This window comes from Ruegeria sp. BHSA118, assembly GCF_059613405.1.
This window is the reverse complement of the sequence record NZ_JBXWSM010000066.1, coordinates 1-24,106: the sequence shown is the minus strand read 5'-3', so window position 1 is coordinate 24,106 and position 24,106 is coordinate 1. Positions and strand designations below refer to the sequence as shown.

Here is a 24,106-nt window from a genome sequence, read left to right as displayed (position 1 = left end):
ACGCCGGGCGTTTCCGTGACGGTACCGATCCGAGCGACGGTTTCACCGGCATCCGCCAGCAGGGCCGACAGCTCATCCGCCTTGTCCGCGGCGCACACGACAATTAGGCCGATGCCGCAATTGAAGGTCTTGAGCATTTCCGACTCAACGATACTGCCGGTCGCTGCCATCCAGCCAAAGACAGCGGGCAGCTGCCAGCTGTCCAGATCGATCCGGGCCCCCAGCCCTTGAGGCAGCACGCGCGGTAGATTTTCGGTCAGCCCACCGCCGGTGATATGCGCCAGCGCGTGCACACCACCCGCACGAACCGCAGCCAAAGCGGGTTTCACGTAAAGGCGTGTGGGCGTCAGAAGTGCCTCACCCAGATTGCCCTCTCCGAAGGGCGACGGCGAATCCCAGCCCAGACCGGACAGTTCGACCAGCTTGCGCACAAGCGAATAGCCGTTGGAATGCACCCCGTTCGAGGCCAGACCCAAAAGGACGTCTCCAGCTTGAACACCCGCGGGCAGATCCGCCCCGCGTTCCATCGCACCGACTGCAAAACCAGCCAGATCAAAATCGCCATCGGGATACATTCCCGGCATCTCGGCGGTTTCACCACCGATCAGGGCGCAGCCAGACTGCGCGCAGCCTTCGGCAATCCCTTCGATGATCCGTGCCGCCGTATCGGTATCCAGCCTGCCGGTCGCGAAATAGTCGAGGAAGAACAGCGGCTCGGCCCCCTGACAGATCAGGTCATTGACGCACATGGCCACCAGATCAACGCCAACCCCGTCCACGACGCCGGTATCAATCGCAATCCGCAGCTTGGTGCCCACGCCATCCGTCGCACCGACCAGGATCGGGTCCTGGTATCCGGCAGCCTTAAGATCGAACAGCGCGCCAAATCCACCCAGGCCGCTCATCACACCGGGGCGGTTGGTCCTCTTGGCGGCGGGTTTGATCCGATCGACCAAGGCGTTGCCCGCGTCGATATCCACACCTGCATCGGCATAGGTGATTCCGTTTTTACCCGCTGTCATGTCCGGTCCCTCAAGAAAGCTTTGCGGGCGAGTTAGTCGATTGTGGCGTTTGTTGCAACGGTCAGGCTTGACGCGGCTGTTCACCGTGATACGCAATGCGCCTAGGCGGGCCTGTAGCTCAATTGGTTAGAGCAGAGCGCTCATAACGCTTTGGTTGGGGGTTCGAGTCCCTCCGGGCCTACCATTTCGCCGAAACATCCGGGTTGGTTGTTGCCGTCTGGACGTTGATGCGCTGGCTTATCCGTCCGAATCTTCCAACCCAAAATAGGCGTCGAACTCCTCCTGGGTTACTTGCCATTCATAGGAATAACCGTCGCGCCCACCAAAGCTGTAATCCTCGTGACTGCCGGACAGGCCCGGATCTTGATGCACATCCGCCAAATACGCCTCGAATTCAGCAGGATCGACCCAGAACGAAGCATCCATGATCATCATGTAATAATCATAGGCAACAGGCTCATCGAACTTGCCGAAGTCATTCTGCAAATAGTCCAGCATTTCAGCGCAAAATATCGCCATATTGGCACGCACCTGAACCGGAAGGGGTGCCAGATCTTCGTCACCATCCACCACGTCCTGCTGCGACGCATGCCACAACTCGGATGCCAACGACTCGATCAGGTCGGACCGCAACCATTTCAGACATGTATCGCCCGCCCCGATAAAACCGGTCAGGCGTTCCACCCGTCTTTCATCGGTTTCGTCATACCATTGCCAAAGAGGCAGCAGGGCCGCAAGTGTCGCGCACCCGACAAACCCCTTTTCGGCCAATTTCACGAATCCTGCGATAACCATCCTATGCGCCCCCAATAAGCAAAAAACTATGGGGACAGGATGCCATGGCCAGACAAATTAACAAAATTGGACCCCGCGCGCAGACATAACAGGGGGTCTATCGCCCGATAATAATGTCCGCGCAGAGCCCGCCGAGACGTTCACTTTTCGACAGACGCAAAGTACCGCCATGCGCGCGCGCGACATCCGCCACAATCGCAAGACCAAGGCCAACGCCACTGCCCTTGTTCTGATTGCGCGCCGGGTCGAGTCGCGTGAAAGGCTTTACCGCCTCGGCGCGTTGGTCGGCAGGTATTCCCGGGCCGTCATCCTCAACGCGGATACGCATCGATTTCGCGTTCATGAACAGGCTGAGCTCGGCCCGGCTGCCATAGCGCATGGCGTTTCCAATCAGGTTTTCCACCGCCCGGCGTACAGCCATGGGCCTTATCATGACTGTCCCCTGCCCTTCGACCGCGATCAGCTCTGCCTGATGACCGGCCCGTTTAGCGTCATCCACGATCTGGCTGAGGAATTCACCCGGCTGGACCTCTTCCGCCGATCCCTCGGCAGCCCCACGCGAAAAATCCAGAAACGCATCCAGCAAGGACTGCATTTCCGTGACATCCTTTTGCAACGGTGCAGCCTCGTCTTCCGGCAACATCGACAGTCCAAGCTTCAAACGTGTCAACGGGGTCCGCAGATCGTGGCTGACACCCGACAGCATCAACGTCCGTTGTTCGATCTGGCGTTCGATCCGGGACCGCATATCCAGAAACGCATTTCCCGCCGCGCGCACCTCGATGGCTCCACCGGGTGAATACGGAACGATTCGTCCCCGCCCGAAGGCCTGCGCCGCATCAGCAAGGCGCGTGATGGGGCGCAATTGATTCCGCATGTAAAGAAACGAGATCGTCGTCATGATAACCGCAAAGAAAACCATGGTGACAATCAATTGATGCGGGGCCGCGGGCGACAACCTGCGCCGATCGAACGTCAATTGCAGCAGCCCCAGATGCGTCTTCAGAAAAACCCGCGCCTCTTTGCTGCTGGGTAAAGCCACAGCAGCAAGATTGGGCAACCTGGCATACAGTTCGGATTCGACCTGCGGCGCGATGAAATCATACCATCGCCGCGCGCCGATCTCTGGCTGTTCGTTGACGCCTAGAAAGCTGGCCTTCATCTCAAGTGCCTGCAAATCCGGACGAATCGCCGCCAGCGCCTGTTGTTGCGTTTCCGCGTCCTCGATCATTGTCGTGATCAGCATCACCTCGCGGGAGGCCGCGCGCGTCATCTGCCCGGTGACGTCCTCCAGATGCCTTTGAAGGAACGCGATTCCCACGACCAGCAACAGAACGATCACAGGTAAAACCAGGATCAGCGCTGCCCGGGCGTAGAGACTGCGAGGCATATAAGGTTTGAGCCAGTGCGAAGACATGCGCTAAACCTAACGGGCTGACCGGACAAGAGAAAGAGCACAGAATGCAGGCACCAGATGATTTCGATCCGCCCGTCGGCAAGCCAGAGGAACTGTATCAGGGTTTGCGGCGTATTCTGGCCCCGAATCCCTCTCCGATGACCTATCGTGGCACCAATACGTATCTGCTGGGTGAACGCGATATTGCCGTCATCGATCCAGGCCCTGCAAGCGAGGCACATCTGGACGCAATTCTGGATTCCTTGGCGCCGGGTCAAAGGATCAGCCATATCATTGTCACGCATACGCATGTGGACCATTCACCCCTGGCGGCTCCGCTGGCCGCGCGCACAGGGGCGGCGATTTATGCCTATGGTGGGCCCGAGGCGGGGCGCAGCGCCGTCATGACCGATCTTGCCGCGCAGGGACTGACCGGCGGCGGCGAAGGCATCGACACCACGTTTCGCCCTGATGTCGAAGTGGCGGATGGTGAATCCATCAATGGCGACGGGTGGCAGCTTGAGGTCATTCACACGCCGGGCCATCTGGGCAATCACATTGCCCTGGCCTGGCAGAACATCTGTTTCACGGCGGATCATGTCATGGGGTGGGCCAGCTCTTTGGTGTCCCCTCCGGACGGTGATCTGACCGACTTCATGGCGGCCTGCCATCGGCTGCGCGCGCGCGACTGGTCGGTTTTCCACGCCGGCCATGGCGCACCAATCACCAACCCTGCCCAACGTTTGGACTGGCTGATTGCACATCGCCAGACCCGCGAGGCCCAGATCCTTAGCGCATTGGAAGAAGAAGACGGGACGGCGCGGCATCTGGCCGAGCGCATCTATACGGATACGTCAGCGGCATTGCTGCCCGCGGCCGAGCGCAACGTTTTCGCTCATCTCGTTGATCTGACTGGAAAAAACAAAGTTTCGCCCATTGGCCCACTGTCAGTTTCATCTGATTTTCGGCGGCTTCGCTAAAACAGCAAAATTTTTTGATGGTTCTCGTACTTAACCACTGGACGTCCGGAATCGGGGTTGCTATATGCGCCTCAGTTCCGGCGTAGCTCAGCGGTAGAGCAGTTGACTGTTAATCAATTGGTCGTAGGTTCGATCCCTACCGCCGGAGCCAATTCCTCCCTTCGTTCAGACCTGCATTGCCGTCAAAAAATCGCTTCGATTTCTGCCGGTTTTTTTTCGTCGAAAAACACGCGCACCCTCTGGACGTCGGGAAACCGGATTGCTATACGGCGCGAACCGTTCCGGCGTAGCTCAGCGGTAGAGCAGTTGACTGTTAATCAATTGGTCGTAGGTTCGATCCCTACCGCCGGAGCCAATCTCCCATAACGCAGCAGACCTACCCTGTCAGGGCGTCGCCAAACTCGGCCCGAAGCTTGCGTTTCAATACCTTTCCGGTCGCGCTCAGCGGCAAAGCGTCGACAAAGACAACCTTGTCCGGGATCTGCCACTTGGCGATTTTGCCTTCGAAAAAGGCAAGCAAATCCTCTTCGCTGGGCTCTTCACCATCGGCTTTGACAGCAACCAGCAAGGGGCGTTCATCCCATTTCGGATGCGAAACACCGACCACGGCGGCCGTCGCAAGCTGGGGGTGGGCCACGGCGATGTTTTCAAGTTCGACCGAACTGATCCATTCCCCACCGGATTTGATGATGTCCTTGGATCTGTCGCGAATGGTCATGTAGCCATCCGGGTCCAAAGTGGCCACATCCCCGGTGGCGAACCAGCCATCCTGCAACAGATCCTGATCCTGCAACTGGAAGTAGCTGTCCAGAACCCAGTGACCCCGCACCATCAAATCGCCCTGGGTTTCGCCGTCATGCGGCAGATCATTCCCATCTTCGTCCACGATTTTCAACTCAACCCCAAAGGGTGGTCTTCCCTGGCTCAGGCGGATCTTGTGCTGTTCTTCCGGTGGCAGCTTCAGGTGTTTGGCCAAGGGATAATTCGTCGTACCTAGCGGGCTCATCTCGCTCATGCCCCAGGCGTGAACCGTGTCAACGCCATAGGTTTCGCGGAACGTTTCGATCATCGACGGAGGGCACGCGGCGCCGCCAATAACCGTACGTTCAAGGCTTTTGAGTTCGGTTCCGCATGCCGCGGCATGAGCCAGCAAGCCCTGCCAGATGGTCGGCACGCCCATGGCCAAGGTCACGCCATAGGTGTCGATCAGATTGACCAGCGCCTCGCCATGCAAATCCGGGCCAGGCAACACAAGCCGCGAACCGGACATGGCACAGGCGTAGGGCGACCCCCAGGCGTTGACGTGGAACATCGGCACAACCGGCATGACAACATCCATCGCTGAATACCCTATCACATCCCGTGTGTTCGATGCAAAGCTGTGCAGCAATGTTGACCGATGGGAATACAACACGCCCTTTGGATTGCCTGTGGTCCCCGACGTATAGCACAGACCGCAGGCCGTCTTTTCATCCAGGTCAGGCCATTGGAAACCTGCATCTCCGGTCTCCAGCAACTCGTCATAGAATTTCAGATCAGGAACCTGAGCCGCAGCCTCTTTGTTGCGCGGCCCCATCAGCACGAAATGCCGAACCTCGGACAGCGCGTCATGCAAGGCAGCCACCAGCGGAACGAAAGTCGCATCAAAGAACAGAACCCTGTCCTGGGCATGATTGATGATAAAGGTCAGCTGCTCGGGGAACAGGCGGGGATTGACCGTGTGACAGACATAGCCCGCGCCCGACGTGGCAAAATAGATCTCAAGATGCCGCCGATTGTTCCAGGCCAGAGTCCCAATCCTGTCCTGCGGTTCCAGCCCCAGATTCGTCAAGGCCGATGCCATCCGTCGGGCATTCACCGCAATCTCGGACCAGTTGGTTTCAGTGACCGTTCCGTCCGTTTCGACCGAAACAATCTCGGTCTGGCCGTGATAGCGCTCTGCGTGATCGATCAGCGACGAAACCAGCAGGGGCTGCGTCATCATCTGTCCTAGCATGGACATCCTCCCGTCCTTGGCGAGACCTTGGATGGCCTCTGCCTTATCCATCTGGCATTGACAGCTTGAGGCGTAACCCGATGCGTCAATACAGTCGTTTCCTACGGAGGAACCCTGCCAATCATTTAATTGTCTGACAATAAAAGAATGCAGCCCACCACGGCTGTGGGCGGCATTTTTTCGCTCTTAGTTTCGGTGTTTCAGCGCGTAGGCGACCAATGCGACGGTTGATCCGTCTTTACCTTCAGCACTGGCAACACCATCCACGACAGGTCCAAGCGAGTTGGCAAGCTCTTTGCCCAATTCCACACCCCACTGATCAAAGGAATTGATGCCCAGCAGAACACCTTCAACGAACACACGATGCTCGTACAGCGCGATAATCTGCCCCAGAACGAACGGTGTAAGCTTCGGATAGATCAGCGTTGTGGAGGGGCGGTTGCCCGGGAACACGCGGTGTCGCGCCTGCCGATCAAGTTCACCGCCATCAAGGCCTTTTTCCGCCATGCGTTCACGGGCTTCATCCAAAGACCGGCCACGCATCAAAGCCTCTGACTGGGCCAGACAATTGGCCAAAAGCAGGCGGTGATGGTGGGTTAATTCAGGTTCGTGCCCTTCGGCGGCAACTATGAATTCGCAAGGAATGACATCCGTCCCCTGATGGATCAGTTGATAGAACGCGTGCTGGCCGTTGGTGCCCGGCTCACCCCAGACCACCGGCCCGGAAGGGACAGCCAGCGAAGATCCGTCCATGGCGACAGATTTGCCATTCGATTCCATTTCCAACTGCTGAAGATATGCCGGCAGGCGCAGCAACCGCTGATCATAGGGCAGCACAGCGCGGCTGGTGCAACCCAGAACCTGACGGTGCCAGATGCCGACCAGCGCCAGCATCACAGGCATGTTTTCCACCCATTCAGCCGAGCGGAAATGCAGGTCCATCGCCTGCCCGCCGCGCAGAAACGCATCAAACGCGTTTGAACCGACGGCAATCATGACCGGTAATCCGACCGGTCCCCAGACCGAATAACGCCCGCCCACCCAATCAGCGAAACCGAATACATGCGCCTCGGGGATACCGAAAGCCTGCGTCTTGTCCAGTGCGCTGGATACGGCGGCGAACTGGCGGGACGGATCGCCTCCGCCTTCTGACATCCAGGCGCGGGCCGTGCGCGCATTGGTCATTGTCTCAATCGTCGTGAAGGTTTTCGAGGCGACAATCACCAGGGTCCGCGTCGGATCCAACTGGCGCAGCGTGTCCGCGATATGCGCGCCATCCACGTTCGAGACATAGTGCAGACGCGGCCCATCATGATAGGGAGCCAGCGCATGTGTGGCCATGACAGGACCCAAATCTGACCCGCCGATGCCGATATTCACCACGTCAGTAAAGCTGCCCCCTGCCCCCGCAATGGCGCCACCGCGCACTTCTTCGGCAAAGACCCTCATCCGTTGCAGCGTGTCCAGAACCCCGGGCATGACGTCCTGACCATCCACGTCAACCGACCCGCCATCAAGGTTGCGCAGGGCGGTGTGCAGCACTGCGCGCTCTTCGGTTTCGTTGATCTTTTTCCCGGCAAACATGGCGTCGCGCCGCGTTGCCAGCCCGGCATCTTCGCACAATTTCAGCAGCGCAGCGCGCACGTCTTCATCGATCTGCGTTTTTGAATAATCAAACAGCAAATCCCCGGTCGAGGCTGAAAACGACCCGGCCCGGGTTGCATCCTTTGCAAACAGGTCGACGATACGGCGGTCAGCCGCTGCAAGTGCCTTCAAAGCATCCAACTGCATAGCTTCACTCCGCCCAATGAACTGTCATGCCGCTGAGGACCGCGGCGATCGGTGCCTCTTCCGGTGGCATCGACATGGCCTTGTCCAAAACGTCTCGTTTCGCCTGCCCGTAGATGATCAGATGTTTCGACAAAGCCCCGTCCAGCACAGGGGCCGTCAAAGAAATCCGGGCCTCTGGCTGCACATCGGTCCGGGCGACGATCAAGGTCGGCGCCTGGCTGTCGAGGGCCTTGTCCAGCCCGTCCATTCCGGGGAACAACGAGGCCGTGTGCATGTCTTCCCCCATCCCGAGGACAAGAACCGACAAAGGCAGCACCGGCGCGATCAGCGATTCAACTTCCGGCAACGCCGATTCAGGCTCTGCGCCCGGAACATAAAGTGGGATATACTCTGCCACGGATGCCCGGTTGGTCAGCAGTCTTTCCCGGATCAGACGTTCGTTCGAACGCTCGTGATCAGCCGGCACGCAGCGTTCGTCCGTAGGCAGAACGCGTACACGGTCCCACTCGAGATCGGCAGCACACAGGCTGTCAAAAACCGGCCCGGGTGTTGTCCCGCCGGGGACGGCCAACGCAACCGTGTCATTGTGCAACAAAGCGGCCTCAAGCTCACCCGCCAACGCGTTTGCCACATCGATGGCCAGCATTTCCCGGTCGGCATATTCCTGAATGTTCATGGCTTTATTCCCTGCCAGCGGCGACCGTCCCGTTTCATCAGCAGCTCGGCGTCGCCCGGCCCTGTGCTGCCGCTGTCATAAGGTTTGGGCACGTCCCCGCGCGCCATCCATCCGGCGATGATCGGATCGGTCCAGGCCCAGGCGGCCTCGACCTCGTCCCCGCGCATGAACAGCGTCTGATTGCCCCGTATCACGTCCATTATAAGGCGTTCGTAGGCATCTGGCGGGTCTTGATTCTCGGGCCCCAGCGCTTCGGCGAAACTCATGTCCAGTGGCACGTCGATCAACCGCATTCCGCCCGGCCCTGGTTCCTTGATCGTCACCTTCAGCGTGATCCCCTCATTGGGTTGCAACCGGATCGACAGCGCATTGGCGTGACGCCCGGCCTCTTCCCCGAAAATCGAATGCGGCGCGTCCTTGAACATCACATTGATAATCGACGAACGCGCCACCAGCCGTTTGCCCGTACGCAGATAGAACGGCGTACCCGCCCATCGCCAATTGCTGACATGCGCCTTCAGCGCCACATAGCTTTCAGTGGCCGAGCGTGGATTGCCGACACATTCGCGGTATCCCGCCCCGTCCGGCCCTTCCGAAAACTGGCCGCGCACGATGTGATGCGGCTCCACCGGATCAAGCGCCCGGATCACCTTGAGCTTTTCATCCCGCACCGCGTCCGGATCGAACTTTGCCGGGGGTTCCATGGCAATCAGGCACAGCAGCTGCATTAGGTGATTTTGCACCATGTCCCGCATCGCGCCGGCGCGTTCATAGTATTCTTCGCGCCCATCGATACCCACGGTTTCGGCAACGGTGATCTGGATGTGATCGACATACTGGCTGTTCCACAACGGTTCGAACAGCATATTGCCAAACCGCACGGCCATCAGGTTCTGGACGGTTTCCTTGCCCAGGTAATGATCGATTCGATAGATCTGGCTTTCATCAAAATGCGCAGCCAGTGTGGCATTTAGCTCTCGCGCGCTGTCCAGATCATGCCCGAACGGCTTTTCCACCACGATGCGCGTATCTTCGGTTGCCAGATCATAGGCCCGAACCCGCTCGGCCAAGGGGCCGAACAGGCTGGGGCCGACCGAGAAATAGAATGCGCGCACGCGGTTGGGTGACAGTTTTTCACCCAGCAACTCCCACCCTGCGGCTGATACTGCATCCAGCGGGACATAATCGACCCGCTGTAGAAAACGGGACACCCCCGGAGACTCCGAAGCGCGGACCGCAGCGTGCCGGTGAAGCGATTCTGCGACCATCTGCCGGAAATCTTCCGCGGAATGGCCCGCACGCGCTGCTGCGATAATCCTTGCATCATCATGCCATTGCCCGGCGCAAAACCGACGGTAGAGCGCGGGCAGAATCTTGCGCTGCGCCAGATCGCCGGTGCCGCCGAAAATGATCAGATCAAAGGGATCAACAGGTATGACGCGTGAAACCATGAATTGTCCTTACCTTGCCCCTTCCGGCATGTCCAATGTTAGCGCAACCATTCGGCAATAAATCACTCTGTTCAAAACTCTGTCAGAACCGCTGTGTCACCCTTACCAAATCCGCGACAAAGGGCTAGATCGGATTGATGACCTTTAAGAACCGGATGCGGGAATGAAAGACAACGCCCCTCAGCTCGCCAATCTCGGCAAGTTTCAAAACAAATCGGTGACTGCTGACGGCCAGACCCGCGCAAAGGTTTCCCTGACACGGCCCGAGACCCTTTGGTTCAATACGGGCACTTTGTGCAATATCGAATGCGTGAACTGCTATATCGCCAGCAGCCCGACCAATGACGCCTTGGTTTACATCACCGCTGACGAGGTCCGGAACTTCCTGGATCAGATCGAAGCTCGCAACTGGCCCGTGCACGAGATCGGGTTCACGGGCGGTGAGCCGTTCATGAACCCGCAAATGATCGACATGACGCGCGCCGCGCTGGAACGAGGGTACAAAGTTCTGATCCTGACCAACGCAATGGCGCCGATGATGCGCCGCAAAATGCGCGAAGGGTTGCTGGGGTTGCAAAAGGAATTCAACCACATGTTGACACTGCGCATTTCGGTCGATCACTTCCGCCCGGCCCTGCACGATGAAGAACGCGGCGACGGCAGTTTCGACAAAACCCTGGCCGGTATGGAATGGTTGCGCGACCACGGTTTCAACATGGCCATCGCCGGGCGTACGGTCTGGGGGGATTCGGACGCGGAAAGCCGTGCAGGCTATGCCAGATTCTTTGCCAAGCACGGATTTGATATTGACCCGAAGAACCCGGCTCAGACCGTTCTGTTCCCCGAAATGGACGAAACTGTCGAGGTTCCCGAAATCACCACCGCTTGCTGGGGAATTCTGGACAAATCCCCCAACGACGTCATGTGCGCAAACGCCCGTATGGTGGTCAAACGCAAGGGGGCCGAAAAACCTGCTGTCCTGGCCTGCACACTGCTGCCCTATGAGCCCGAGTTCGAGATGGGTCATACCCTGGCCGAGGCCGAGGCGGACGTGCATCTGAACCACCCTCATTGCGCCAAATTCTGCGTTCTGGGCGGGGCTAGCTGTTCTGGCTGATCAGTTCAGCTCGGGCGATTTCCAGAACTTGGTGCCGGACGCGCCGGCCGATACGCGCCAGCCCTTTTTGTTGAGAACAAAGAACGAGCGGCCGTCAGTGAAACGCAGGGTTTCGCCCGTTTTGTCCTCGCCATACATGGCCCCTGTTTCTGCTGTCGCGTCATAGCCCTGGTTAATGAACTTATCCAGATCAGCAGGGGTTTCGAACAGGATCACGAATTTGGTCTCGAAACCACCGATGCCGATGGCGCCGCCAACACCGCCTGTTCCCATGTTCATGTATGTGTGTTGCCCGGTGTCTTTCGACACTGCCACGCCCCGGCCATAGCCCGCCGACACAGGGAATACTGTAACCTTGCGAGAGTCGAACACCGCATACCCGGCACTGACGTCATAAAGTGGCCGCGCATCGGGGCTTTCCGCTAGAAGCTGATCCAAAATCTCGCCTGCCATCGCGTCAAGCTTTGCGCGCGTCTCTTCAGGTGTTGCCTCGTTGGACAGCAGCTCCGAGGTGGACGTGATCGTATCGTCAACCGCTTCGGCACCTTTGTCGATCGTCTTCCCGACGCTCTCGGCACCTTTCTTGATCTTGTCCAGAACACCCTCGGCAAAAACAGGGCTACCAGCACAAAGCGCGGCAACAAAGAGAACGACTCTGACCATTGTTTTTCCTGTGTCGCCATCAGATTGGCAGTCACCATACGCGACTTGCCCCAAATGAGAACAGGAATTCCGATGCACAGGCCGACCTGGCCGATCACTCAGTTCACGCGAAACTCGCCAACCATGTTGCGCCACTCGCCCGGTGCGATCATCTTGCGGTGCGTGAATTTCACGGAATGCAGCGGCCCTTCTATTTCTCGTTGCCAAAACTCGATGAATTTGAAGAGTTTCGGATGATCCGGCGCAAGGTCGTATTCCTGCCAGATGAAGGTATTCAGGACGTGGACGTAATCGGGCATGTGATAGAAAAATTCGGCCGTTGTCAGGCCATAGCCCTTGAGCATCAATTCGGTTTCACTTGTCTTCATACAGACCTCCGGTTTGTTGCACAGTATTCTCAGGCTAGCACGAAAACCCCCTAATACTTAGATAACAATATGTTACTTGGGTGTTACCAAGGATTCGAACCTCGGGAAGCGCTGCTTGCTTGCACCTTATGTGCCGGGTCTGATAAGGTGCATCCACAAGATATAGACCCAGCACAAAATACGGGCAGTTTACGTGAGCGATACGCCAGAAATCCCCGAAAACATGGATGAAACCCCGCCCGAGCGCCCTGTCTATGACGGCCCGACGGTCTCGATCGAATCCGAGATGCGCACGTCCTATCTGGACTATGCGATGTCGGTCATCGTCAGCCGCGCGATCCCCGATCTGCGCGACGGTTTGAAACCGGTGCATCGGCGCATCCTCTATGCGATGCACGAGACCGGAAACACCCATGACAAGGCCTATCGCAAATCGGCCCGTCCTGTGGGCGACGTCATGGGTAAGTACCACCCGCACGGTGACAGCGCGATCTATGATGCGCTGGTGCGGATGGCGCAGGATTTTTCGATGTCGCTGCCGCTGCTGGATGGTCAGGGCAACTTCGGCTCGATGGACGGCGACAACCCAGCGGCCATGCGTTACACCGAGGTCCGGATGGACAAGCCCGCCGCCGCCCTGCTGGCGGATATCGAAAAAGAGACGGTCGATTTTCAGGACAACTACGACGGCAAGGACCGCGAGCCGACCGTCCTGCCCGCGCGGTTCCCCAACATGCTGGTCAACGGCGCCGGCGGTATCGCGGTGGGCATGGCCACCAACATCCCGCCGCACAACCTGGGCGAAGTGGTCGATGCGACGCTGGCGCTGATCGACGACCCGGACTTGACGTCCGAGCAACTGATCGAATACGTCCCCGGCCCCGATTTCCCCACCGGCGGCGTGATGCTGGGCCGGTCTGGCGCGCGTAAGGCGTATCTGGAAGGCCGTGGCAGCGTCATCATCCGCGCCAAGACCCGCGTCGAGGAAATCCGCAGGGACCGCTACGCGATTGTAGTGGATGAAATCCCTTATCAGGTGAACAAAGCCTCGATGATCGAGAAGATTGCCGAAGCCGTGCGCGAAAAGCGGATCGAGGGCGTCAGCCATGTGCAGGACGAATCCGACCGCAACGGTGTGCGCGTCGTCGTCGAACTGAAACGTGATGCGACGCCTGAGGTGGTGCTGAACCAGTTGTACCGTTTTTCGCCAATGCAGACCTCGTTCGGCTGCAACATGCTGGCGCTGAACGGCGGCCGCCCCGAGCAGCTGACACTGCGCCGGTTCCTGACCTCGTTCATCGACTTTCGCGAAGATGTGGTCGCCCGCCGCACCGCCTTTGACCTGCGCAAGGCGCGGGAACGCAGCCATATCCTGTGCGGTCTGGCCGTGGCGGTCTCGAACGTGGACGAGGTCGTGGCCACAATCCGGTCTTCGGCCGACGCGGCCGAGGCGCGCGAAAAACTGATGACCCGGCGCTGGCCCGCCGCGGACATTGCGGATTATCTGCGCCTGATCGACGATCCGCTGTCCACGTTGAACGACGATGGCACTTACAACCTGACCGAGGTTCAGGCCCGTGCCATCCTTGACCTGCGCCTGCAACGCCTGACACAACTGGGCGTCAAAGAGGTCACGGACGAACTGGAAGACCTGGCCGCCAAGATCAAGGAATATCTGGATATTCTGTCCTCGCGCGAACGCATAATGGGCATCATTGCCGATGAGCTGCGCGACGTCCGCGAGAAATTCGCAGTCGACCGCCGCACCGAGATCGTCGACTGGTCGGGCGACATGGAAGACGAGGACCTGATCGAACGCGAAGACATGGTCGTGACTGTCACTTCGGGCGGCTATATCAAGCGCACACCGCTGGCCGATTTCCGCGCGCAGAAGCGCGGCGGCAAGGGGCTGTCGGGCATGCAGACCAAGGAAGAGGACGTGGTGACCACCCTCTTCGTGGCCAACACGCATACCCAGCTTCTGTTCTTCACCACCGACGGGATGGTCTACAAGCTCAAGACCTGGCGCCTGCCCCAGTCGGGGCGCACCGGCAAGGGCAAGGCCATTGTCAACATCCTGCCGATTCCCACCGGCGTTTCGATTGCGGCGATCATGCCGGTCGACGTGCCGGATGAAGAATGGGAAAACCTTCAGATCGTCTTTGCCACCAGCGCCGGCGACGTGCGCCGCAACGCACTGAGCGACTTCACCAACGTCAAGCGCAACGGCAAGATCGCGATGGACCTGCCCGAAGGTGTGGAACTGGTCAACGCGCGCATCTGTTCCGAGGACGACGACGTGATGCTGGTCACCAATTCGGGACGCGCGATCCGCTTCCAGACCACCGATGTGCGCGTCTTCAAGGGCCGCAAATCGACCGGTGTGCGTGGCATCAAACTAAGCAATGGCGACCGCGTAGTGTCCATGTCGGTGATCCGCCACTTCGAGGCCACCTCGGACGAGCGTGCAGCCTATCTGAAAATGCGCCGCGCTGTGGCAGGGCTGGCAGATGACACCGAAGCGTCGGATGAAGAGGTCAATGATCTGGCCACAATCTCTCAGGAGCGGTACGCCGAGATGTCGGCCGCCGAAAATCTGATCCTGACCATAACAGCTGGCGGCTCGGGCAAGCTGAGCTCCAGCCACGACTACCCGGTCCGCGGGCGCGGTGGCATGGGCGTCGCGGCGATGGACAAGGCCATGCGCGGCGGCGAGTTGGTTGCCTCATTCCCTGTCGAGATTGACGATCAGATCATGCTGGCGACGTCCAAAGGCCAGTCAATCCGGGTGCCGGTCGACGGCATCTCGTTCCGGTCCCGCTCGGCGGGCGGTGTGAAAGTGTTTAACACCGGCAAGGGCGAAGAAGTCGTCAGTGTCGCTTGGATCGCTGATCAGGGTGATGAGGAAGACGTCGAAGAATAAGCAACTCTATCATGATGAGTTGAAAAGGGTCGTGATCAAACGTCACGACCCTTTTTATTGGTATAGGTTCTCGAACTACTCGATGGCCATTTCAGCCCAACCGGCGGGGATCACATGGCCACCCTCAAACCCCAGGACAGAGACTCTCGCCCCGGTCGAGCAGCCTGTCCAGCGCCTCAGGACTTGGTTCGCTTGCTCCGTGATATTGAGATCGGCGCAGCCAGCAAGATGTGCCATGGTGTCCACGACCTCAACCGCACCCAGATAGCCGGGCCGGTTTTCAAAGGGTCCGTCCCCCACAAAGGGAATGACGGTATCCTGAAAGCCATGCGTATGAAACATGTCAAACGCAAAGCCAGAGGTCGCGCAGGGCCCTGGCCTACCCCGGTCCGGTGTACCCATTACAGGCGCAAAGGCACGCAGGCGGTCATTGACGCCGGAACAAGCCAGATACCACGCGAAGCTACCCCCGCGAGACGCCCCTGCAACCAGGATCTTGTCGGGGTTCAGAGGAAAGCGAGAAAGAGCGTCCTCTACGACCTCAGAACTAAAGGCATAGTCATCCCGCTCATCCGGGCTTTTGCCCCAAATCCAACCTGTTCCAAAGCCGTTTCGATACTTAATCTCAAGGGCAGTTGGCGCGATCAATGCGTATCCACGTTCAAGGATAGGCTGAGCCAACCCAGCACTCATAATCGTTTTTGAACCGCTGCTACCCGATCCGTGAAAGAAGAGAACCGCTGGAAAAGGCCCTTCTCCGTGCGGGAGCAGTACATTGTAGTGCCGTCCTGAAACAACACATGGCTCAGCAGCGGTGCCGCAGTCGGTTTCTTGGTACAAACCCGCAAAAGAAGGTCGAACAGACATGTCCCTGACTGCCCATATCAGCGCCAGAATCGCCACCGTGATTGCGAGCAAACGACGAAGACGCGTACGATTTCCTTCCGTCAAATCAGGTACAACGCCCCGAATTTTTCTTCTAGATAAGCCAAAAGCGGCTCGGGCCCCGGCTCGATACCGCTGGCCCGCTGAATGATCTCGCGCGGGGCGTAAAGCCCGCCGTGGCGTTGAAGATTGTCCCGCAGCCATCCGGTAGCACCGGAAGTATTCCCATCGGCCAGCTGAGCGTTCAAATCCGGCACCGCCGCTCGCAGGGCCTGATACAGACATCCTGCATAGACATTTCCCAGCGAATAGGTCGGGAAATACCCGAACAGCCCGACCGACCAGTGCACATCCTGCAAGCATCCGTTCGACGGTTTGTCGACCGCATAACCGAAGTCAGCCTTGAACCGGTCATTCCAGGCCACTTCCAGCTCGCTGACCTGCAAGTCCCCGGCCATCAGCGCGCGTTCCAGATCGAACCGAAGCATGATGTGCAGATTGTATTGCACCTCATCGGCTTCGGTGCGGATATAGCCGTTATGAACCCGGTTGACGGTAGCGTAGAAAGCATCCGCATCGGCAATCCCGAAATCGCCGAATGCGTCTTTCATCTGATCGAACAACCAGCCCGTAAACGCACGCGAACGGCCAATCTGGTTTTCATAGATCCGGCTTTGGCTTTCATGCACCCCCATGGACACGCCGCGCCCCAGTGGCGTCAGCAGATAGTCGCGGTCGATCCCCTGTTCGTAAGCCGCGTGGCCGACCTCGTGAATGGTGGAATAAAAGCAGTTGAACGGGTCCGTTTCACTGGTTCGCGTGGTGATGCGCACATCCAGGCCCGAACCCGAACTGAACGGGTGAACCGCCTTGTCCACACGGCCGTTGTTGAGGTCATAGCCGAAGGCGACCGCCAGTTTTTGCGTCAGCCGCATCTGGGTCAGCTCGTCAAAGCTTCCGGTCAGCGCGGCAGGTTCCGGGCGTTCCAGAACGGCCGCGCGCAAGGCCACCAGACGAGGGCGCATCTCATCGAAAATGGCCGCGATCTGCGCGCCGGTCGTATAGGGTTCATAATCCTCGACCATGGCGTCATAGACGTCTCCGCCCTGTGCCAGCGCCTCGCCTTCCTGACGCTTCAGCGATACGACCTCTTCCAGTACGGGAAGGAAGGCCGAGACATCTTCGTCCGCATGCGCCTGGGCCCATGTTCCCTGTGCGGCGGACGTGGTCCGGGCAATCGCCGTAGCCAGATCAGCGGGCACCTTGACCGCCCGATCATAGGCGCGCCGGATTTCCCGAAGCTGCGCCTTTCCGACTTCATCCTGAGGCGCGGCCTGATCCAGCCACTCTGCCACGCGCTGATCCGATCGGCGCGCGTGCAGGACGGCCTCGATCGCCGCCATTTCCTCGGCGCGTTGAGGCGCGGCCCCGCGCGGCATGACGGTTTCCTGATCCCAACCCAAACGCCCGGCGATCTGGCCCAATGCCGAGGTTTCACGCTGAAAAGCCATCAGTTCGTCGAAAGCGGTCATGTTATTTTACTCCGCGCACAGATGTTGCGATTGGATATGCAGTGAAAAACCGCGCGCGCAGGATCAGGGTCCAGACGGCAACGGCCATGAACTGGTGGAAGATGGCGATCTGCCACGGCGCTCCGTAGACGACGGTCACGATGCCGACCACAACCTGCACCGACAGGGCCGCGAAAGCCGCATTGAAGGCGAAGCGCGTCTTAGGATGCGCGCTGCTGCTGCCGCGGCGCCAGACGACGATGCCAAAGGCGAACAAGGCATAACCCACGCAGCGGTGAATGAACTGCACCAGCCCCGGGCTTTCGAAAAAATTGCGCCACATCGGTTCAAGTGCGGAGGCATCCGGCGGCAGCAACTGCCCGCCGATCAGCGGCCAGTCGGTATAAGACCGTCCGGCATCGATCCCGGCGACAAGCGCGCCAATGAGTATTTGCAAAAAGGCGAAATGCATCAGACCGGTCGAGAGCGAGAACAGCTTCGCTTCCTTCATGCGACGCGCCTGCATCAGGTCACGTTCTTCCCGGCCAAGCTCGAAAATATACCAGGCGAGGAACCCGAGAATGACGAATGCCAGTCCCAGATGGGTGGCCAGGCGATAGCTGGCGACGGCGGTCATCCCCTCGCCCTGCGTCACACCCGAGGCGACCATCCACCAGCCGACAGCCCCCTGCACACCGCCCAGAAGGCCGGGGATCAGCAGCTTGCCGGTCCAACCCGTGGGTATCTTGCGGGCCACGAGGAAGCCCAGGAAACCGATGGCCCAGACCAGTCCGATCACGCGGCCCAATTGGCGATGCCCCCATTCCCACCAGTAGATGGTTTTGAAGTCGCTGAGTTGCATCCACTGGTTCTGAATGCGCCACTGGTCGATCTGCTTGTACTTGTCGAACTCGGCCTGCCAGTCGGCCTCGGACATCGGCGGGATCGCCCCGGTGATCGGGCGCCATTCAGTGATCGACAGCCCGCTGTCAGTCAGACGCGTCAGACCGCCAACCGCGATCATCACCACGACCAAAGCAAACAGGATCATCAGCCAGGCACGGATTGCCTTGCGCGCACCGCCACGCCCCCGGTCGATCATACCGGGTTGAACGGCCTGTTGTTTTTCGGTGTCCGAGACCTCTTCGAAGATGCTGCGCTTACCGCTCATGCTGTCCTCATGTCCTGATTTCGTCGCAAGCTAGGGTGTGGTGGAAGATAGGTCCAGCCTCAGCCTTTGTCTTTCCAGCGGACCATCTGCCGCATGATCCCGTGCAGCATCTGCACGTCGGCCCGCGTCATCCGCATCCGCGACCACAGGTTGCGCAGGTTGGTTTTCATGCCCTCAGCCTTTTCGGGGGGGTAGAAGAACCCGGCCTCTTCCAGCCGGTCCTCGTAGTGCTCGACCAGTTTCTCGACCTCGATCCCCGTGGCCCAGTCCCCCTTGCCCAGATCGGTGGATTCATGCACCACGTCGCCGGTCTGGCGCATCCATTCATAAGCGGTCAGCAAGACGCATTGGCCCAGGTTCAGCGACGCGTATTCCGGGTTCACGGGCACCGAGATGATTGCATTTGCCTTGGCGATGTCTTCGTTCTCCAACCCCGCGCGTTCGGGGCCGAACAGAACCGCAACCTTTTCGCCCGCTGCGACCTTTTCGGCGGCGATCTGCATGGCGCGCTCGGGGCTGTAGACGGGTTTCGTCAGGCCGCGTTGCCGTGCAGTGGTGGCGAAGACAAAGGTGCTGTCGGCCAGCGATCCGGCCAGATCGTCAAACAGCTGCGCTTCGTCCAGCAACCGGCCCGCACCGCTGGACATGGCCACCGCCTTGGGGTTTGGCCAGCCGTCGCGGGGTGCCACGATGCGCATCCGGTCCAGTCCAAAGTTCCACATCGCCCGGGCCGCGGCACCGATATTCTCACCCATCTGCGGGCGAACAAGCACGAAGGAAGGCTGGGATTTGTCGCTGGGCATGGTTCACCTTATAAAAACTTGGTCTGCTGTAATCGGCAGGCACATGCAGGGCAAGGCGCAGGGGCTGGAAATTGCGTGGTCTCGGCCATAAAAGTTTGCTTCCCCGCCGCAATCCGCTAAACCGCGCCAAAGACCAAAAGCCGAAGGACGCGCCCATGGACACCCCCGAGCAGCCGCAGATTTACCTGATCACGCCTCCGACCATCGAGCTGAGCACGTTTCCGGCCAAACTGGCATCGGTTCTGGACGGGGCCGAGATCGCCTGCATCCGCCTGGCGCTGGCTGGCAACGACGAAGACACCATCGCCCGTGCCGCTGATGCCTGCCGCGAAGTGGCCCACGCCCGCGACGTGGCCATCGTTATTTCAAACCACGTGCTGCTGGCGCAACGTCTGGGGCTGGACGGGGTGCATCTGGATGACGGCGCACGTTCGGTCCGCGCCGCGCGCAAGGAGCTGGGTCCGGATGCGATCGTCGGAAGCTTCTGCGGCGCGTCCAGCCATGACGGCATGACGGCGGGCGAACACGGGGCAGATTATGTGGCCTTCGGCCCCGTTGGCACCGCCACGTTGCGCGACGGAACCCGCGCCGAAAAGGATCTGTTCCAATGGTGGTCCGAGATGATCGAAGTCCCGGTCGTGGCCGAAGGCGGCCTGATGCCCGAGTTGATCGGTGATCTGGCCCCCTGCACCGATTTCTTCGGCATCGGGGACGAGATATGGGGCGGTGACGACCCGCTGGGTGCGCTGAACAGGCTGCTGGCGGCAATATCTTAAGCCAGCAACCAGGGTTCAACCATCCAATACACGCCGATCCCGGCAATCAGCATCGAGGCCAGAACCGAAATCCGGCCTCGTTTTCTGTGTGACCTGCCTGCAACCAAAAGCGCGCAGGCAAAGGTCAGAACAGCCACAAGGATGACAGGCAGTATATTTCCGACGCCAAACCCAAAAACAGCCGGTGCCAGATGATCGGGCGGAACCCCGATCCTTGTCAATTCCGAAGCCAGTGCCAATCCGTAAACACAGCCTGCGGCAAGCACGGCCAACAGGCGCCAGACCTGCAAGTGTCGGGCCACAAGGTTCCATAGCGCCAGAATGATGATCGAAGCCACCAGGGCCTGATCCTGCAAGCTTTCCGGCAGGTCAAGCACGCCGTACATGTCCAACCCGAGCCCGACAAAACCCCCTGCTGCCAAGAACGCCAACTGAGACATCACGGGCCGCAGGCTCAGCGTCAGCATCACGAGTGTCAGAACAACGATGGATGGCTTGAGGGGGCTTTGAACAAACCGGCTGATCCCCTTTGCGAAATACGTCTGCAATGTCTGCTGGGTTGTCAGCGACGCCCCGCCCCGCAACGGGATCAATGGGCTGATTTCTCCGGCCGCCAGAAAGCCTGTATACGGGGCCACCACGTTTTGCTGGCGAAGCACGACCGACCCGCTGTGCAGCGGCCAGGTCAGGCGCAGGTTCGATGCCTGATCCGATAAGTGGGCGGTCAGCAACAATCTGGAAACACGCACTTTTTCAACATCCCCCACCACGGGAATACGCACACCTTCATAAGACAGGTCCAGGCGATCAGGCGCTTCGACCACCAGGTTCTGCTTCCAGACCTGAACGAAATTCCTGATCTGCGGTTCCAGTTCCGACGACACCATTCGCCGCAAAGATCGATACTGTGAACTGCCGGAATAAGCGTCGGGATGTGTTGGATCGGCGCCGGCCAGCATGGCCTCGGCGTTCAGTTTCACCTCGAGAAACAGAGTGTCATCCTTGACCCAGAAATCAATGACCGTCGGTGGGGCCGTTTGCGCCTTTACGGATCCCGTAAGCAAGGTCAGAAGAACGATAATACTCAGGGCGCAGATATTGAGGGCTCGGAGGATGGCACGGAAGACGGGGCCATTCATACGAAACGCTCCAACAGGAAATTAAAATCACCAATCATTGCTTTTGATTGTTCTCGCGAAGGCCACGGATCGCAAGCCCAAAGGCCATATCGGCCCAGGCCGGTCGGGAATCTCTTGTTGCGATGACGTTCCGGCTTGCACGGGCAACACCGCTGCGGCATGACGTCCCCTATGACTCAGAACACCAATATCCTGTGCATCGGCTCGGTCCTGTGGGACGTGATCGGCCGATCGGCCAGCGCCATGCGGCAGGGCTCGGACGTGCCGGGCCGGATCACCCGCCTGCCCGGCGGCGTTGCGATGAACATTGCCATGACACTGGTTCGGTTCGGCATGACACCGACCCTGCTGACCTCCATTGGCCGCGATCCCGAAGGCGACGAACTTGTCCATGCCTGTTCGCGCCTCGGCATGGTGACGGATCACATCTATCGGTCGCAGGATTTGCCGACTGACCGCTATATGGCTGTCGAAGGCGCGAACGGGTTGATCGCGGCGATTGCCGACGCCCATTCGCTGGAGGCCGCAGGTGCAAAGATACTGCGCCCCTTGATGCACGGGCCTCTGGGCTATGAGAACGCACCATTTGAGGGCCCGATCGCACTGGATGGCAATCTGACACTGGACCTGCTGGAAGAAATTGCCCAAAGCCCTGCTTTTGCTCGTGCGGATCTGCGCGTGGCCCCGGCATCGCCGGGCAAGGCCGAACGTCTGCTGCCGTTCCTGAAACATGCCCGTGCCACGCTCTATGTGAACCTCGAAGAAGCCGGCATCCTGTGTCAGCGTGAATTCACCGATTCCGAATCCGCGGCCAAAGGCCTTCTGGATCGCGGCGCGCTGCGTGTGCTGGTCACCGATGGCGGCAATTCGGCAACCATCGGCAGCTCGACAGAAATCCTGACGCAAACACCCCCTGCCGTTCTGGTCACCCGCGTGACCGGTGCCGGGGATACCTTCATGGCGGCCCATATCGCCTCAGAATCCGGCGGTGCATCCAGTGACGAGGCCCTGACCCGCGCCCTGCACGCCGCTGCAACCTACGTTTCCGGAGAAACCCCACTGTGATCGACATCCAATACTCTGCCGAAGTCCGCGCCGCCAAGGACGCGGGCCTGCCCATCGTTGCGCTGGAAAGCACAATCATCACCCATGGGATGCCCTATCCGCAGAACATCGAAGTCGCGGCTCAGGTCGAACAGGACATCCGCGATGCGGGTGCGGTTCCTGCAACCATGGCCGTGATCGAAGGCAAGTTGCATGTGGGGCTGGAGCAGGATCAGCTGCAATGGCTGGGTCAGGCCCAGGGTGTTGCCAAGATCTCGCGCGCGGATATGGCGGCCTGCATTTCGACCGGTGGCACCGGGGCCACGACCGTTGCGGCCACGATGATCGCCGCGCATTATGCCGGGATCGAGGTATTTGCCACCGGCGGTATCGGCGGCGTGCATCAGGGGGCCGAGACCACCTTCGACATCTCAGCCGATCTGCACGAGCTTGGCCATACACCCGTCACCGTCGTCGCAGCCGGGGCCAAAGCCATCCTCGACCTCGCCAAAACGCTTGAGGTTCTGGAAACGCTCGGCGTGCCTGTGATCGCACATGGTCAGGACGAGTTTCCTGCGTTCTGGTCGGCAAAGTCGCCCTTTACCGCGCCCCTGCGCATGGACAGTGCCGATGCCATCGCTAAAGCCCACACGACCCGCCGCGCGCTGGGTCTGCCCGGCGGGCAGTTGGTGGCGAACCCGATTCCGGCCGCCGATCAAATCCCGGCCGAGGAACTGGCCCCCATCATCGCCGAAGCCCAGTCAGATGCAGATGCCCATCGTATCACCGGCAAAGCCGTAACCCCCTATCTGCTGCAACGTATCTTTGAAAAGACCGAAGGCCGGTCATTGCTCGCCAACATCGCTCTTGTTCGAAACAATGCGCGTTTGGCGGCCAAGATCGCGCAAGCGCTGGTCAAACAGAGGTGACGTTAACCTATTGTACCAAGGCCGTGGATTGACTACCTAATTCCCGAAACCATTCGGAACCGCAATGAATACACCCTTCGACGAAGAGCCACACCGCCGCCCGGGCATGCTTTCACGGCTGCGCGCGTCCTTTCTGACGGGCATCGTGGTCATTGCGCCTGTCTGGTTGACGGTCTGGCTGATCTGGTCGGTGGTCGGCTGGATCGACAGCGCGGTCCTGCCGCTGGTGCCCCACCAGTTCCAGCCCGAACAATACGTGGGCATCAACCTGCGCGGTGTGGGGGTGGTGATCTTCCTGATCTTCACCGTTCTGGTCGGCTGGATCGCCAAGGGCATTCTGGGCCGTTCCCTGATCCACTTCGCCGAAAGCCTTGTTGACCGGATGCCCGTCGTGCGCTCGGTCTATTCCGGGATCAAGCAAATTTCGGAAACGGTGTTTGCCCAGACCGAGCGTTCCTTTGAAAAAGCCTGCCTGATCCAGTACCCGCGTCGCGGGATCTGGGCTATCGGCTTTGTCTCGACCAGCGCCAAGGGTGAGGTCAGCGAACGTGCCGAAACCGGTGGCGAGTTGCTGAGCGTCTTCGTACCCACGACACCCAACCCGACATCTGGGTTTCTGCTGTTCTTCCCCGCAGAAGACGTGATCCTGCTGGACATGAGTATCGAAGAC

The 24,106-nt window shown here is 59.5% G+C and carries 21 protein-coding genes and 3 tRNA genes; 10 read left to right on the top strand and 14 right to left on the bottom strand.

Annotation, left to right across the window (positions count from 1 at the left end):
- Window positions 1–1,022 (bottom strand): phosphoribosylformylglycinamidine cyclo-ligase (purM, locus tag AC2FNN_RS17230; protein ID WP_496759728.1); only part of this gene is annotated, 1,022 nt, incomplete at its 3' end.
- Between the two features lie 107 nt (window positions 1,023–1,129).
- Here purM and AC2FNN_RS17225 point away from each other — a divergent pair.
- Window positions 1,130–1,206 (top strand) — tRNA-Ile (locus tag AC2FNN_RS17225).
- A gap of 53 nt (window positions 1,207–1,259) precedes the next feature.
- Here the strand turns inward: AC2FNN_RS17225 and AC2FNN_RS17220 are convergent.
- The gene (locus tag AC2FNN_RS17220) at window positions 1,260–1,817 is read right to left on the bottom strand and encodes a hypothetical protein (protein WP_496759726.1); all 558 of its coding nucleotides are present in this window, start codon (window positions 1,815–1,817) and stop codon (window positions 1,260–1,262) included.
- 97 nt (window positions 1,818–1,914) lie between these two features.
- The gene (locus AC2FNN_RS17215; protein WP_496759725.1) at window positions 1,915–3,234 is read right to left on the bottom strand and encodes an ATP-binding protein; all 1,320 of its coding nucleotides are present in this window, start codon (window positions 3,232–3,234) and stop codon (window positions 1,915–1,917) included.
- 44 nt (window positions 3,235–3,278) lie between these two features.
- On the opposite strand from AC2FNN_RS17215, the gene AC2FNN_RS17210 reads away from it, so the two are divergent.
- The 3 genes from AC2FNN_RS17210 to AC2FNN_RS17200 all read left to right on the top strand — a co-directional run bounded on the left by AC2FNN_RS17210 (window position 3,279) and on the right by AC2FNN_RS17200 (window position 4,548).
- A complete protein-coding gene (locus tag AC2FNN_RS17210; RefSeq protein ID WP_496759724.1) occupies window positions 3,279–4,193 on the top strand; it encodes an MBL fold metallo-hydrolase in 915 nt (304 codons plus the stop codon).
- A 76-nt stretch (window positions 4,194–4,269) separates the two neighbouring features.
- Window positions 4,270–4,344 (top strand) — tRNA-Asn (locus AC2FNN_RS17205).
- Between the two features lie 129 nt (window positions 4,345–4,473).
- Window positions 4,474–4,548 (top strand) — tRNA-Asn (locus tag AC2FNN_RS17200).
- Window positions 4,549–4,569: 21 nt separating this feature from the next.
- Here the strand turns inward: AC2FNN_RS17200 and AC2FNN_RS17195 are convergent.
- From AC2FNN_RS17195 to zwf, 4 genes are all read right to left on the bottom strand, one after another.
- Window positions 4,570–6,189 (bottom strand): long-chain-fatty-acid--CoA ligase, encoded by a 1,620-nt coding sequence (locus AC2FNN_RS17195; protein WP_496759729.1) that lies wholly within the window; start codon window positions 6,187–6,189, stop codon window positions 4,570–4,572.
- A gap of 186 nt (window positions 6,190–6,375) precedes the next feature.
- Window positions 6,376–7,980 (bottom strand): glucose-6-phosphate isomerase, encoded by a 1,605-nt coding sequence (gene pgi / locus AC2FNN_RS17190; RefSeq protein WP_496759723.1) that lies wholly within the window; start codon window positions 7,978–7,980, stop codon window positions 6,376–6,378.
- A 4-nt stretch (window positions 7,981–7,984) separates the two neighbouring features.
- A complete protein-coding gene (gene pgl / locus AC2FNN_RS17185; protein WP_496759722.1) occupies window positions 7,985–8,656 on the bottom strand; it encodes a 6-phosphogluconolactonase in 672 nt (223 codons plus the stop codon).
- Window positions 8,653–10,107 (bottom strand): glucose-6-phosphate dehydrogenase, encoded by a 1,455-nt coding sequence (gene zwf / locus AC2FNN_RS17180; RefSeq protein ID WP_496759721.1) that lies wholly within the window; start codon window positions 10,105–10,107, stop codon window positions 8,653–8,655. The genes pgl and zwf overlap by 4 nt, the downstream gene beginning before the upstream one ends.
- Window positions 10,108–10,270: 163 nt before the next feature.
- Between zwf and AC2FNN_RS17175 the strand changes: the two genes are divergently transcribed.
- Entirely contained in the window at window positions 10,271–11,224 is a 954-nt protein-coding gene (locus AC2FNN_RS17175) for a radical SAM protein (protein WP_496759720.1), read from the top strand.
- Here the strand turns inward: AC2FNN_RS17175 and AC2FNN_RS17170 are convergent, their stop codons facing one another.
- Together AC2FNN_RS17170 and AC2FNN_RS17165 are read right to left on the bottom strand one after the other, a co-directional pair.
- On the bottom strand, window positions 11,225–11,887 hold the full coding sequence (locus AC2FNN_RS17170) for a lipid-binding SYLF domain-containing protein (RefSeq protein ID WP_496759718.1): 663 nt from the start codon (window positions 11,885–11,887) through the stop codon (window positions 11,225–11,227).
- A gap of 98 nt (window positions 11,888–11,985) precedes the next feature.
- Entirely contained in the window at window positions 11,986–12,255 is a 270-nt protein-coding gene (locus AC2FNN_RS17165) for an usg protein (protein WP_496759717.1), read from the bottom strand.
- 193 nt (window positions 12,256–12,448) lie between these two features.
- Here AC2FNN_RS17165 and gyrA point away from each other — a divergent pair, with 193 nt between their 5' ends.
- The gene (gyrA, locus tag AC2FNN_RS17160; RefSeq protein WP_496759715.1) at window positions 12,449–15,178 is read left to right on the top strand and encodes a DNA gyrase subunit A; all 2,730 of its coding nucleotides are present in this window, start codon (window positions 12,449–12,451) and stop codon (window positions 15,176–15,178) included.
- A gap of 75 nt (window positions 15,179–15,253) precedes the next feature.
- Here gyrA and AC2FNN_RS17155 read toward each other — a convergent pair whose 3' ends face one another.
- The 4 genes from AC2FNN_RS17155 to AC2FNN_RS17140 all read right to left on the bottom strand — a co-directional run bounded on the left by AC2FNN_RS17155 (window position 15,254) and on the right by AC2FNN_RS17140 (window position 19,548).
- Window positions 15,254–15,859 (bottom strand): CE1 family esterase, encoded by a 606-nt coding sequence (locus tag AC2FNN_RS17155; protein ID WP_496759714.1) that lies wholly within the window; start codon window positions 15,857–15,859, stop codon window positions 15,254–15,256.
- A 266-nt stretch (window positions 15,860–16,125) separates the two neighbouring features.
- Window positions 16,126–17,595, bottom strand: a complete 1,470-nt coding sequence (locus AC2FNN_RS17150) for a carboxypeptidase M32 (protein ID WP_496759713.1) — start codon at window positions 17,593–17,595, stop codon at window positions 16,126–16,128.
- 1 nt (window position 17,596) lies between these two features.
- On the bottom strand, window positions 17,597–18,745 hold the full coding sequence (gene ctaA, locus AC2FNN_RS17145) for a heme A synthase (protein WP_496759711.1): 1,149 nt from the start codon (window positions 18,743–18,745) through the stop codon (window positions 17,597–17,599).
- A 59-nt stretch (window positions 18,746–18,804) separates the two neighbouring features.
- Entirely contained in the window at window positions 18,805–19,548 is a 744-nt protein-coding gene (locus AC2FNN_RS17140; RefSeq protein WP_171632149.1) for an RNA methyltransferase, read from the bottom strand.
- A gap of 155 nt (window positions 19,549–19,703) precedes the next feature.
- Here AC2FNN_RS17140 and AC2FNN_RS17135 point away from each other — a divergent pair, with 155 nt between their 5' ends.
- Complete coding sequence (locus AC2FNN_RS17135) at window positions 19,704–20,324, top strand: thiamine phosphate synthase (protein ID WP_496759710.1); 621 nt, start codon at window positions 19,704–19,706, stop codon at window positions 20,322–20,324.
- Here the strand turns inward: AC2FNN_RS17135 and AC2FNN_RS17130 are convergent.
- Window positions 20,321–21,463 carry a HupE/UreJ family protein gene (locus tag AC2FNN_RS17130; RefSeq protein ID WP_496759709.1) on the bottom strand — a complete coding sequence of 381 codons (1,143 nt, stop codon included), beginning with the start codon at window positions 21,461–21,463 and terminating at the stop codon, window positions 20,321–20,323. The genes AC2FNN_RS17135 and AC2FNN_RS17130 overlap by 4 nt on opposite strands.
- A 171-nt stretch (window positions 21,464–21,634) precedes the next feature.
- Here AC2FNN_RS17130 and AC2FNN_RS17125 point away from each other — a divergent pair, with 171 nt between their 5' ends.
- The 3 genes from AC2FNN_RS17125 to AC2FNN_RS17115 form a co-directional block, all read left to right on the top strand.
- A complete protein-coding gene (locus AC2FNN_RS17125) occupies window positions 21,635–22,528 on the top strand; it encodes a PfkB family carbohydrate kinase (RefSeq protein WP_496759707.1) in 894 nt (297 codons plus the stop codon).
- Window positions 22,525–23,436 carry a pseudouridine-5'-phosphate glycosidase gene (locus AC2FNN_RS17120; RefSeq protein ID WP_496759706.1) on the top strand — a complete coding sequence of 304 codons (912 nt, stop codon included), beginning with the start codon at window positions 22,525–22,527 and terminating at the stop codon, window positions 23,434–23,436. Before AC2FNN_RS17125 ends, AC2FNN_RS17120 begins: the two co-directional genes overlap by 4 nt.
- 64 nt (window positions 23,437–23,500) lie before the next feature.
- The coding region (locus tag AC2FNN_RS17115; protein ID WP_496759705.1) for a DUF502 domain-containing protein at window positions 23,501–24,106 on the top strand (606 nt) is incomplete at its 3' end.